13 protein-coding genes are annotated in these 12,050 nt (G+C 68.9%); 3 read left to right on the top strand and 10 right to left on the bottom strand.

Annotation, left to right across the window (positions count from 1 at the left end; translation table 11 throughout):
- Positions 1–140 precede the first annotated feature (140 nt).
- Both KXC42_RS03160 and KXC42_RS03155 read left to right on the top strand, forming a co-directional pair.
- Positions 141–893, top strand: coding sequence for a cutinase family protein (locus tag KXC42_RS03160; RefSeq protein WP_064060432.1), 753 nt, complete (start codon positions 141–143; stop codon positions 891–893).
- 58 nt (positions 894–951) lie between these two features.
- Positions 952–1,431: a MarR family winged helix-turn-helix transcriptional regulator gene (locus KXC42_RS03155; RefSeq protein WP_006551854.1), complete on the top strand. Its 480-nt coding sequence runs from the start codon at positions 952–954 to the stop codon at positions 1,429–1,431.
- 56 nt (positions 1,432–1,487) lie between these two features.
- On the opposite strand, the gene KXC42_RS03150 is transcribed toward KXC42_RS03155, so the two are convergent.
- From KXC42_RS03150 to KXC42_RS03110, 9 genes are all read right to left on the bottom strand, one after another.
- The gene (locus KXC42_RS03150) at positions 1,488–1,709 is read right to left on the bottom strand and encodes a type II toxin-antitoxin system RelE/ParE family toxin (RefSeq protein WP_033096848.1); all 222 of its coding nucleotides are present in this window, start codon (positions 1,707–1,709) and stop codon (positions 1,488–1,490) included.
- A 53-nt stretch (positions 1,710–1,762) separates the two neighbouring features.
- Positions 1,763–2,053 (bottom strand): type II toxin-antitoxin system Phd/YefM family antitoxin, encoded by a 291-nt coding sequence (locus tag KXC42_RS03145; RefSeq protein ID WP_006551856.1) that lies wholly within the window; start codon positions 2,051–2,053, stop codon positions 1,763–1,765.
- A gap of 216 nt (positions 2,054–2,269) precedes the next feature.
- Positions 2,270–3,088, bottom strand: a complete 819-nt coding sequence (locus tag KXC42_RS03140; protein WP_006551857.1) for a family 1 encapsulin nanocompartment shell protein — start codon at positions 3,086–3,088, stop codon at positions 2,270–2,272.
- Positions 3,085–4,113: a Dyp-type peroxidase gene (locus KXC42_RS03135; RefSeq protein WP_024102977.1), complete on the bottom strand. Its 1,029-nt coding sequence runs from the start codon at positions 4,111–4,113 to the stop codon at positions 3,085–3,087. The genes KXC42_RS03140 and KXC42_RS03135 overlap by 4 nt, the downstream gene beginning before the upstream one ends.
- A 76-nt stretch (positions 4,114–4,189) precedes the next feature.
- Positions 4,190–5,791 carry an L-lactate permease gene (locus tag KXC42_RS03130; protein WP_219129913.1) on the bottom strand — a complete coding sequence of 534 codons (1,602 nt, stop codon included), beginning with the start codon at positions 5,789–5,791 and terminating at the stop codon, positions 4,190–4,192.
- Between the two features lie 4 nt (positions 5,792–5,795).
- Positions 5,796–6,224, bottom strand: a complete 429-nt coding sequence (locus KXC42_RS03125; RefSeq protein ID WP_039585870.1) for an HIT family protein — start codon at positions 6,222–6,224, stop codon at positions 5,796–5,798.
- A complete protein-coding gene (locus tag KXC42_RS03120; protein ID WP_033096851.1) occupies positions 6,221–6,823 on the bottom strand; it encodes a TetR/AcrR family transcriptional regulator in 603 nt (200 codons plus the stop codon). Before KXC42_RS03120 ends, KXC42_RS03125 begins: the two co-directional genes overlap by 4 nt.
- Before the next feature lie 114 nt (positions 6,824–6,937).
- Positions 6,938–8,359: an adenylosuccinate lyase gene (gene purB / locus KXC42_RS03115; protein ID WP_006551863.1), complete on the bottom strand. Its 1,422-nt coding sequence runs from the start codon at positions 8,357–8,359 to the stop codon at positions 6,938–6,940.
- A 44-nt stretch (positions 8,360–8,403) separates the two neighbouring features.
- A complete protein-coding gene (locus KXC42_RS03110) occupies positions 8,404–9,018 on the bottom strand; it encodes a TetR/AcrR family transcriptional regulator (RefSeq protein WP_006551864.1) in 615 nt (204 codons plus the stop codon).
- 145 nt (positions 9,019–9,163) lie between these two features.
- Here KXC42_RS03110 and KXC42_RS03105 point away from each other — a divergent pair, with 145 nt between their 5' ends.
- Positions 9,164–10,807 carry a GMC oxidoreductase gene (locus KXC42_RS03105; protein WP_006551865.1) on the top strand — a complete coding sequence of 548 codons (1,644 nt, stop codon included), beginning with the start codon at positions 9,164–9,166 and terminating at the stop codon, positions 10,805–10,807.
- 27 nt (positions 10,808–10,834) lie between these two features.
- On the opposite strand, the gene KXC42_RS03100 is transcribed toward KXC42_RS03105, so the two are convergent.
- Positions 10,835–12,034: a pyridoxal phosphate-dependent aminotransferase gene (locus tag KXC42_RS03100; RefSeq protein WP_219129912.1), complete on the bottom strand. Its 1,200-nt coding sequence runs from the start codon at positions 12,032–12,034 to the stop codon at positions 10,835–10,837.
- Positions 12,035–12,050 lie beyond the last annotated feature (16 nt).

The following is a 12,050-nucleotide window of genomic DNA, read 5'->3' as shown; positions in this document are numbered from 1 at the left end:
TCGAAAATTCCGAACGTTCGGTCTGTGACTTTGTAACCAACTACACTCGGAGTAGCGTTTCGCCGGCGAGAAATACGTCAAATCGGACGATATTCTCGTGCGGTAGTCATCGGTGTCGGGGTCGATCACAGGAGACTGCCATGCCCGACTTCGCTTGTCGTCGTGTCCTGGCGATCATCGCAGGACTCGCCCTCGGCCTGACCGGACCCGTCGTCGCCGCCGCCGCCACTGACGGCACCGCGCCCACCGCCGGCGCGGAGACCTTCCGTCCGTGCCCGGAGCGGTTCGTCATCGCGGTCGACGGAACCCGCAACATCGACACCCCGGATTCGATCGATCCCGATTCACCCCTCGCGAAGATCTCGGCGCGGTACGCGGCACCCGGCACGGTGGTCGAGCACATCCGCTATCCCGCCGTCGTGGTTCCGGTGCCGGAGTCCGGGTCGAGCGAGGGATCGGGGCGACTCGCGTACGACGAGTCCAAGAGGATCGGGCATCAGCGCCTGCGCGAGACGATCACCGTCCGGCACGGTTCGTGCCCCGACAGCGAGCTCGTCGTCCTCGGTTACTCGCAGGGCGCGTCGATCGCCGGCGACGTCCTCGCCGAGATCGCGGCCGACGGTTCGGTGCCGCCGGAGCGGATCAGCGGTGTGCTGTACTCCGACCCGCGTGACACCCGGGGAGTCGAAACGCTGTTCCCGGGCGAGGTCGTCCCGGGCATCACGCTCGGTGGCGGTCGCGACGACTTCGGCACGATCGCCGTCGAACGGATCTGCATCGAGGGCGACGCGGTCTGCGACGGCGTGACACCGGAGGAGAGCGAAGGGTGGTTGGGCGAGAACGTCACCGGCTACCTGAGGCTGCACACGACCTATCCCGACTACGACCCGTGAGGATCGTCGCACCCGGGAGAACCCTGGCCGGGATATACCGGTTCGGTATCGTCGGTTCATGAGCGTCGAGTCCCCGGCCACCCACCTCCCTGCTTCCGGTGATGATCCTCTCGCGCTGGAGCGGCAGGTGTGTTTCGCTCTCGCCGTGGCGAACCGCGCCGTGCTCGCGGTCTATCGACCGATCCTCGACAGGCTGGGACTGACCCACCCGCAGTACCTGGTGATGCTCGCCCTGTGGGAACGCTCGCCGCTGACGAGCAAGGAAGTGGGGCAGTTACTCCAGCTCGACTCCCCCACGCTGTCTCCCCTGCTCAAGCGACTCGAGGCGCTGGGCCTGATCACCCGCGCGCGCAGCGCGGCCGACGAACGGCAACTCGTCCTCGAGCTCACCGACGCCGGCCGGGCGCTGCGTGCCGAGGCCGAGTCGGTGCCGGGACAGGTCGTCGATGCCCTCGGTGTCGGGCTCGACGAACTCCAGGACCTGCACGCCGCGCTCGTGCGCGTCAACGCGGCGGCGTTGAAGGCCGGAGCACTCTGACAGCTCGGTAGCTGCCGCAACCCCGACGGCTCGCGGCAGCACTGTCCGACCGTCTTCTATCGATACGCATCGGCACGGTGCGAAATCGCGGTGACCTCGACCGTGCGGTTCGCATCATCGATCAGATACAGGACGCGATATTCACCTCGCCGGGCGCTGTACGCCGGCGCAAGAGGCGGATTCAACGGCTTCCCCACCCGCTTCGGATTCTCGAGAAGGGGTCCTGTGACGAACTCGTATACCGCAGTTGCTACCTTCTCCGGCAACGACCTCGCCATGGCGCGTGCAGCCGACCTCGCCATCACCAGCCGATACGGGTGGTCCGGAGTGCTCATTCCTCGGACGACCGAGCATCACGCATCAGCTGCGTCAATTCCTGTACATCGACGACGTCTCCCGACTCGACCTCCGTTCGGCCCTCGACGTGCGCCCGCAGCAGATCCGTATCCGACAACACCGCGATCGTCTCCTGCATCGCGTCGTAATCGTCGGCACCGAGAAGCACCGCGGCGCGGTGCCCGTTGCGGGTGATCTCGAATCGCTCGTGTGTGCGCTCGGCCTCATCGACCAGTCGTGACAATTGCGCCCGCGCGTCGGCAACAGGAAGAGTCGTCATGTACATAATTCTAGCGAATTACTTATGAGAAGTCTCAGGTCATTCCGTTCGCGCCGGTTCCGACACCGGCTTTCGACGGGAGGCCACGAACGCCAGGACGAGGCCGAAGGCCGCCCAGCACAGCAGGACGATCGTAGGTAAACCCGCGCCGGCGCCGTCGTGATCCGGCCCCGGACGGTCGGTGACCCGGGGCGCCGCACGCGCGGACGCCCCGGGACCGGCTCAGTGCGGGAGTTCGAGCGTCGTCGGCACCAGCGGAACCGAGGCCTCGCCGGTGTAGACGAGGAAGGTGAACGACTCCTGGAAGTACAGGTTCACCGTCTCTGCGTCGTGCGAGAGGTAGCCGATCGACAGATCCTGGCCGACCTGCAGGTCGTAGTCGCCGCCGCGCGTGGTCAGCACGAACGCGCCGTCGATCGCCGGGGCCCAGATGAGGTCGCCGTCGATGAGGCGGCGCAGTTGTTCGCGGATCGGGTAGCCGTGATCGGACGTCTCGCTGACCTTGGTGTACTCGTCGGCGCCGAGCAGGATCGAGTACGGGCCACCCACACCCGCCAGTCGCAGCTGCGACAGCGCCTGGCTGATGATCTCCGGGAAGTCGCGGGGATCCTCGGGTAGCTGCAGGGACGGGTTCGACGACGACGCCCGGATGCCCTCGATACCCGCGGCCGCGTAGCCTTCGAAGATCGCGCGGTCCTCGGCGAAGGCGATCTGGCGGGCCGCTTCCTTGACGGGGTCGAGGTCGATGTCGCGGGAACCGCGCTCGACGCTGTCGATCTCCTCGCGCGACAGCGTGAACGGCACCCGCAGTTCGACGACCGGCGCGACGCGGTGCTGACGCGCCCGCACTCCGGCGGCCGGGGGTTCGATCTCGCGGGTGCGGCCGAGACCCACCGCCGCGAAGTCGGTGCCGTGCGGTCCGGAGAAGTCGACGACGGTGCGCCCGGCGACGTGTCGCTTGAAGGTGCGTGCGGCCTCCTCCTCGATCTCGGTCCATGCTGCCTCGGAAATCGGGGCAAGGTCGCGATACAGATTGTTCACAGGGTCGAACTCCTTCGCAGAGCGCCAACTCCGAGTGATCCGTCGGCAGGCCGGCCGGCGGTCGAGGCACTCGGATCTTCGTGGGAGGGAATTTCCGCCGGTGACGGCGGAAGATCTTCGAGGAACTCCAGCGAGGGGCAGAAGAACAGCGATCCCGTCACCGCGGTGGAGAAGTCCAGGATGCGGTCGGTGTTGCCGGGCGGGCTGCCCAGGAACATGTTGCGCAGCATCTGCTCGGTCACCTCCGGGGTGGCCGAGTAACCGATGAAGTAGGTGCCGAACTCGTCGGCGCCGAAGCTGCCGAACGGCATGTTCGCGCGCACGATCTGCTGCTCGACCCCGTTCTCGTCGACGATCACGTTCAGTGCGACATGCGAATTCGCGGGTTTGGTCTCGTCGTCGAGCTCGATGTCGTCGAGCTTGGTCCGGCCGATCGCCCGCTCCTGCTCCTCGACGGTCAACGAGTTCCACGACGCGAGGTCGTGCAGGTATTTCTGGACGACGACGTAGCTACCGCCGGCGAAGTCCGGATCCTCGTCGGAGACCAGGGCCGCCTCGACGGCCTCGTCGTCCTCGGGGTTCTCGGTTCCGTCGACGAAGCCGAGCAGGTCGCGGCGTTCGAAATAGCGGAAGCCGTGCGTCTCGTCGACGACCCGAGCCGCACCGCGCAGCCTATCGTTGATCTTCGCGGCGAGTTCGAAGCACAGGTCCATCGTCGACGCGCGGAGGTGGAACAACAGGTCGCCGGGGGTCGAGGGGGCCTGGTGCCGACCGCCGTCGAGCGGGACGAACGGATGCAGTCCGGCGGGCCGGGGGCCGTCGAACAGCCGGTCCCACATATCCGAGCCGATGCCGGTGACGACCGACAGGCCGCCCTCCGGGATGCGGAAACCGACCGAGCGGCGCAGGCCCGAGAGATCTTCGAGCAGATCCCGCACGGTGTCCTCTGCGCCCTCGTCGACGGTGACGACAAGGAAGATCGCCGCTTCGGTGAGCGGGGTCAGTATCGGTTGTGCACGAACCACTCCGACAACGCTAGTGCACCCCGCACGAAACAGGCGTTCGCGGCACGCCGACGTTCGTCACTGCACAACTGCAGCGTCAAGGCACCATCCAGCCCAGCACCGAGGTGGACTGCAGCCACACGAGGACGGCGAGCACCGCGAGACCGGCGATGCTCAGCGGCCAGATCCGGCGCATGAGCAGCCCGTCCTTGCCGGACAGTCCCTTCACCGACGACACCAGCGCGAGGTTCTGCAGTGCGATCGGGGTGCCGGTGGTGCCGCCGGCCATGTTCCCGGCGACCAGCACGGTCGGGTCGAGTCCCGACTGCTGGGCCGCGGCGACCTGCAGGCTGCCGAACATCGCGTTGGAGGCGGTGTTCGAGCCGGTGACCACGACGCCGAGCCAGCCGAGCACCGGCGACAACAGCGCGAACGCCACGCCCGCACCGGCGAGAAAACCGCCGATCGTGGCGGTCTGCCCGGACAGGTTCATCACGTACGCGAGGGCGAGGACCGCCGTCACCGTCGCGAACGACCACCGCAACTGCACGACCGCCGCGACGAAGCATCGCACCGCGTCGGCCACCGCGACCTTCAGCACCGGTATCGACAGCAGCGCGGCGACGAAGACGAGGCTGCCCGGGGCAGTGAGCAGATCGATGGTGAAGGTCTCCGCGGTGGGAACGTCCCCGTCGGCCGTAGTCACGTCCACACCCGGCCAGGGGAACGACAGGCTCGCGTTCGACAACAGCGACGCCACCGGACCGAACCGGCTGACGAGGAAGACGACCACGATCAGGGCGTAGGGGGCGAACGCCTCGACGACGCGTCGACGCGAGTCGTGGATCCGGTCGGATGCGGCCCGGCGGGCCTCCCGATGCATGGGGTGCACCTTCACCGCGACCAGCAGCACGAGCAGACCGGCCACGGCACCGGCGATGTTGCTCAGCCCCACGGCGAGATAGCTCGCGCACACGAACTGGGCGGCGCCGAAGGCAAGTCCGACGACGAGCGCGACCGGCCACGTCTCGCGAACTCCGCGCCCTCCGCCGACCACCGCGACCAGCACGAGCGGAACGAACACCGCGAGCAGGCAGACCTGACGCGCGACGACCGGTCCGATCTCGTCGATCGGGATCTCCGAGACGCGCGACATCGTCAGGATCGGTGTGCCCATGACGCCGAGCGGGGTGACGACGGAGTTGGCGAGCAGCGACGCCGCGGCCGCACGCACCGGCGGCAGACCGGCACCGATGAGCACGACGGTCGCGACGACGATGGGGGTGCCGAAACCGGCGACCGCCTCGAGCAGCGCGCCGAACAGGAAGGCGATGACGATGGTGAGGATCCGCGGATCCGGGGATATTCGCCCGAAGGCGCGGGTGAGGACGTCGAAGTGCCCGGATTCGACGGTGAGCCGGTACACCCAGACGGCGTTGACCACCGTCCACATGATCGGGAAGAGACCGAAGACCGCACCTTCGACACCGGCACTGAGCGCGGACCCGACCGGCATGCCGTAGACGGCGGTGCCCACGATCAGGGCCACGACCACCGCGATTCCCGCGGCCGAATGCGACCGCAGTCGGAAGACGGCGAGCAGGACGAGCATGGTCAGCAGCGGGAGTACCGCCACCAGTGCCGACCACGCGAGCGACCCGCCGACCGGCGCGATCGGCTGAACGTATGCACCTGTCACTGCATCACGACCGGTGTGTCTGCACGGCGGTGCGGATGGTGGCGGCCGTGCCGTCGAGCACGGTCCGGTTCGGTGTCCGCCAATCGGCTCGGATCCCGAAGCCGTCCCCGGCGCTGCGCGGCACGAGGTGCAGGTGCACGTGGAAGACCTCCTGGCCGGCGGCGACGCCGTCGGCGAGGAACATGTTCACGCCCTCGATCGGGAGGTCGGACGCGCGCATCGCCGTGGCGATCCGTTGCCCGGCGGCGAACACCTTCGCTCCGTCGTCGGGATCGAGTTGTGCCAGTCCGGAGGCGTGCCGCTTCGGAATCACGAGCAGATGCCCGGGAGTGAACGGGCGGATGTCCATGAACGCGAGCACGTCGGGTTCGTCGAGCACGACGCTGGCCGGCGACTGCCCGGCCACGATGGCGCAGAAGATGCAGTCCGTCACTGTGGCGTGGACTCCTCCGCACGTGCGGGTCCGCGGGCGGTTTCGAGCAGGCGTAGCAGTTCGCCCTGCACCGTAGGACGGGCGCGCACCGGGTCGTCGCTGTGCGCGAGACACAGCATCGCTTCCTCGACGGCCGCGACGAGCAGGTGCGCGAGCACCGACGTCCGCGTGGGCGACGCCTCGTAGGTCTCGGGATCGAGGGTGACGAGCATGCGCTCGATGGCCTTCAGCGAGGAGTGCCGGTGGGTCTCGCGGACCTCGGCCCAGCCGAGGACCGCAGGGGCTTCGATGAGCAGCAGCCGGCGGGTCGCGGGGTCGTAGACCGCGTCGAGCGAGGCGAGCACGGCCTGGGTGAAGCCCTCCCAGGCGTCCTCGACCGGTTCGGCCGGGACCAGGGAGCTCTCCGCTTCCGACTGGAGTCGTTCGATGACACCGCGGAACAGATCCCGCTTGTCGGCGAAGTGGTGGTAGAGCGCACCGCGCGTCACCCCCGCCACCGAGACGATCTCCTCCGTGGCCGCCGCCGCGTATCCGTCGCGCAGGAACACCTCGCGCGCTGCATCGAGCAGCGCGGTGCGTGTTCGCGCTGCGTCACGCAACCGACCCGTATTTCCCGGTTTCACCGACACTTCGTTCTCTCCTGCTGATACCGCCACCCCCATCGGACACTCCCCCCGGCAGTCGGTTCCCGTGATTCCTGTCGAATCGGCTTCCTACAGAATCGGCGCCGGCGTGTACTTCGCTGCTTCCGGATACTGCGTCACGAGGTCCTGCACCGCCGCGACGACCGCTTCGACCTGCGCGACCGCAGCTCCGGCGAAGACCTCCCGGTCGGCCAGTGCCGCGTCGAGCGCGGCGCGGTCGAGCGGCAGCCGGTCGTCGGCGGCGAGACGGTCGAGCAGATCGGGTTCGCGACCCTCCTCGCGCATCGCGAGTGCGACGGAGACCGCATGCTCCTTGATGACCTCGTGTGCGGTCTCGCGACCCACCCCGGCCCGGACCGCGGCCATGAGGACCTTGGTCGTCGCGAGGAACGGCAGGTACCGCACGAGTTCCTTCTCGATCACCGCCGGGTAGGCACCGAACTCGGCGAGGACCGTCAGGAAGGTCTCCATCTGGCCGTCGATCGCGAAGAAGGCGTCGGGAAGGGCCACACGGCGGACGACGGAGCAGAAGACGTCGCCCTCGTTCCACTGCGCGCCGGCGAGCTCGGCGGCCATGGAGGCATAGCCGCGCAGGACGACCTGCAGGCCGTCGACGCGCTCGCACGAGCGGGTGTTCATCTTGTGCGGCATCGCGGACGACCCCACCTGGCCGGGCTGGAAGCCCTCGGTGACGAGTTCGTGGCCGGCCATGAGCCTGATGGTGTGGGCGAACGACGCGGGACCGGCGCCGACCTGCACGAGCGCGGAGAGCACGTCGTGGTCGAGCGAACGCGGATAGACCTGGCCGACGCTCGTGAAGACGTTCGCGAAGCCGAGATGCTGCGCGACCTTCTGCTCGAGCTGCGCGAGCTTGGCGGAATCACCGCCGAGCAGGTCGAGCATGTCCTGTGCGGTGCCCATCGGGCCCTTGATCCCGCGCAGGGGGTAGCGGGCCATCAGTTCCCGGACGCGCTGCAGCGCGATGAGCAGTTCGTCGGCGGCCGACGCGAAACGCTTGCCGAGGGTGGTGGCCTGCGCCGCGACGTTGTGCGAGCGACCGGCCATGACGAGCGAGGCGTACTCGGTGGCGCGCTCGGCGAGGCGTGCGGCCACGGCGACACCGTGGGAGTGGACGTGCTCGAGCGACCGCAGGATCTGCAGTTGCTCGACGTTCTCGGTGAGGTCGCGGCTTGTCATGCCCTTGTGGACGTGCTCGTGACCGGCGAGGGCGTTGAACTCCTCGATGCGGGCCTTGACGTCGTGGCGGGTGACGCGCTCGCGCTGGGCGATGGACTCGAGGTCGACCTGCTCGATCACGCGTTCGTAGTCGGCGATCGCCTCGGCGGGAACGTCGATCCCGAGTTCGGCCTGCGCCCGCAGCACCGCGAGCCACAGCTGCCGCTCGAGCACGATCTTGTACTCGGGCGACCACAGGTCCCGGAGTTCGGGGCTGGCGTAGCGGGTGGCGAGGACGTTGGGGATGTGGCTCACACAAGTGAGTTTACGGTCCGGGTCTGCTCCCGTATTCCCCGACCTCAATCCTCGACCGGGGGCGCGACGGTCTCGACGACGTCGAGCAGGATGCCGCGCGCGAGCGAGCGCGGGTCGGGATCGAGCTCGCCCAGTCCGCCGAGGACCGCGCCGTCCACGACCGCCACGAGCCGGCGCACCTCGCGGGGCCGCACCGATCGGCAGCAGCGTTCGAGCAGGTCGGTGAGCAGGTGGTCGATCTGCTCGCGCATGCGGACCTGCACGTCACGCAGTTCCGGATAGCGGGCTGTCGCGACGCACCGCTCGTACCGGGAGATCAGGCGTTCGCGGTCGATGCCGCCGTCGCAGTCCCGCGGTCCGATGAGCAGTTCGACGATGAGATCGGCCGTGCCCTCGAGACTGCGCGGGAGCGGCTCGATGTCGCGGACGCGCTCCCGCATCGCGTCGAGTTCCCGCTCGCTGTTGTAGTCGACCGCGCATGCGACGAGGTCGTCGAGCGATTCGAAGTAGTAGGTGGTCGATGCGAGCGGCAGGCCCGCGCGGGTGGCGACGGCCCGGTGGCGGACGGCGTCGATCCCCCCTTCGAGGATGAGGTCGGCCGCTGCCTCGACCAGCGCCTGACGGCGCCGTTCGCCCTTCGGAGTCGCAGCAATCGACACCTTCTCATGGTGACAGTCCCGACCGTCTCACCAGGGGAAAACGGAAGTGGAGACCAACCGGTACCATTGCGCCCGCCCGCGCGTGTCGAGTCCTCGGCGAGCGCAGCCCCGCGAGTAGATCATCGAACGATCGGAGCCGTACCGGATGAGACGTCGACGCTTTCTGCAGGCATCGCTTCTCGGGGCCGCCCTGGCGGGTGCCGGCGCCGCGGCGCCGGGCATGTCCGGTATCGGCCTCCCGCGTGCGGACGCGCTGCCCGTCGGGGTCGACGAGTACCGCCGACTCGTGCCCGAACTGTTCGTTCCGCCGCCCGCCCCGCCGGAGCATTCCGAGGTCGTCGTGGTGGGCTCCGGTTTCGGTGCGAGCGTCGCCGCGCTGCGCCTGGCCGAGGCCGGGAACCGGGTCACGATGCTCGAGCGCGGCATGCGCTGGCCCCGCGACCCGCACCGCGAGATCTTCACGACCGACCTGCTCGCCGATGGTCGCGGCTACCACCACCGCACCCATTTCACCGGACCGACGGGCATCCCGGTGGTGTGCGACGACTTCGCCGGTGTCCTCGATGTGGTCGACTACCCGAACATGTCGGTGTGGCGCGGCGCGGCGGTGGGTGGCGGATCGATCGTGTTCACCGGAGTGATGATCGCTCCCGAACGGCACCTCTTCGAGCACGTCTTCGGCGGCCGTCTGTCCTACGACGAGATGACCTCCACCTGGTACCCGAAGGTGCGCTCGATGCTGCGCCTCGACCCGATGCCCGACGACATCTACAACGCCGCCGAGTTCACGCACTCGCGGCGATGGGACGACGACGCGCGCGCCGCCGGTTACAGCCCGCACCGCATCGACGGCATCTGGGATTGGGACGTCGTGCGCGCCGAACTCGCCGGCTCGGTCCGCCGATCGGCCGTCGCGGGCGAGAGCAATCTCGGCAACTCGAACGGCGCGAAGTTCGATCTCACGCAGAACTACATCCCGGCGGCAGAGGCGACCGGGCGCACCCTGGTGTGCCACGGTCACCGGGTGCTTGCGATCGGTCAGAACGGCGACGGCCGCTACCGGCTCGACGTGCAGGCCGTCGACCCGACGGGGGTGGTGCTGCGCACTACCACGATCACGTGCGACCGCCTCGTCCTCGGCGCCGGATCGATCGGCACGACCGAACTGCTCGTCAAGGCGCGGCACACCGGTTCGCTGCCGAACCTCGACGAGCGCGTGGGCCGGGGCTGGGGCACCAACGGCGACGCGGTGCTCGTCCGCTCGTTCGCGCTCACCGAGGGTTTCGGCGGCGACCAGGGCGCGCCGTCGGCGTCGCGGATCGTCGACGAGTCCGGTCTGCCGCTGAGCCTCGAGAATTGGTTCGTCGCGGGCACCGCGAAGGACGTCGGGATGCTCGCCTCCCTCGGCATGACCCTCGACCCCACCCGTGCCGACTTCGCGTACGACCCGGGTGCCGATCGGGCGGTTTTGAACTGGCCGACCGGTGGCGAACGCGAGAGCGTCGACGCCCTGCGGGCCGTGCACAACGCGATGGCGCAGGCCGGTGGCACGATCCCGGGCGCATCGCCGATGGCCGAGGACGTCAACGCGACCTTCACTGCGCATCCACTCGGTGGTGCGGTGCTCGGCGAGGCGACCGACGGTTACGGCCGCGTGCACGGCCATCCCGGTCTCTACGTCGTCGACGGCGCGCTGATCCCGGGCAGCACCGGCACCGCGAACCCGTCGCTGACCATCGCGGCGCTGGCCGAACGGAACATCGCGCGGATCATCGCCGACGGGCGGTGACCCGGCCGCGGCGGTCCGGCACGGCGTTCAGGAGACGGGCAGCCAGGCCGCGAGCCGGTCGAGCGCCGCGGTGACGTCGGCAGTCGAACCCGCGAACGACAGCCGCACGGTCTCGCCGCCGCGCACGGTGTCGAAGTCGACGCCCGGTGCGAGCGCGAGCCCGGTGTCGTGGAGCAGCCGCGCGCACCACGCCGTCGAGTTCTCGCCGTCGAGCAGATGGCCGATGTCGGCGTAGACGTAGAAGGCGCCGTCTGCCGGTGCGAGTTTCGTGATGCCGAGATCCGGCAGCCCTTCGAGCAGCTGTTCCCGGTTCACCGCGTAGCGGGAGACGTGCCCGTCGAGTTCGGTGCGGGCCTCGGTGCCGAACGCCTCGACCGCCGCGAACTGCGAGACCGACGGCGGGCACACCGTCATGTTCGACGCGAGTCGCTGCAGAGCCGGACGCATCGTCTCGGGCGCGAGCATCCAGCCGAGCCGCCAACCGGTCATCGAGAAGTACTTCGACACCGAGCCGATCACCACCGAGTCGCGCGAGGTCGCCCACGCCGTCGAGGTCGCCGGTGATCCGGTGCCCTCACCGGTCTCGGACCGGACGGTGCCGAACTCGATGCCGTGGTAGATCTCGTCGGAGATGAGCAGGCTGCCGTGCTCGTCACACCAGCGCGCGAGCGCCGCGAGCTCGGACGGTTCGATCATCGTGCCGGTCGGGTTGGCGGGGCTGGCGACGACGATTCCCGCAGGCGGAGCGTCGAGTTCCTCGAGCATCGCGACGGTGGGCTGGTAGCGGGTCTGCGGACCGCAGTCGAGTTCGACGACACGACAACCGAGCGCGGCGAGGGTGTTGCGGTAGGCCGGGTAGCCGGGGCGGGCGACGACCACGGTGTCGCCGACGTCGAAGGCCGCGAGGAACACCAGGGTGAAGGCGCCGGACGAGCCGGTGGTGACGACGACGTCGTCCGCGTCGACGTCGATGCCGTACTTGTGGCGGTGGTACGCCGCGATCTCCTCGCGCAGCGGCAGGATGCCGAAGGTCTCCGTGTAACCCAGCAGTTCCGCATCGATCGCCAGGTTGGCGGCCCGGAGCACGGGAGCGGGTGCGGGGGTCGACGGTTGTCCGGCGGCGAGACTCAGGACGTCGCCGTGGCTGCGCTGCCGCTCGGCGGCCGCCTTCCACACATCCATGACATGGAACGTCTCGATACCGGAGCGTTGGGATTCGGGGCGCACGTCGACGACGGTAGTA

It is taken from the genome of Rhodococcus sp. LW-XY12, from assembly GCF_019317345.1.
Taxonomy (GTDB): domain Bacteria; phylum Actinomycetota; class Actinomycetes; order Mycobacteriales; family Mycobacteriaceae; genus Rhodococcus; species Rhodococcus pyridinivorans.
The sequence above is the reverse complement of the archived record's forward strand: the minus strand, read 5'-3'. Positions and strand labels throughout refer to the sequence as shown.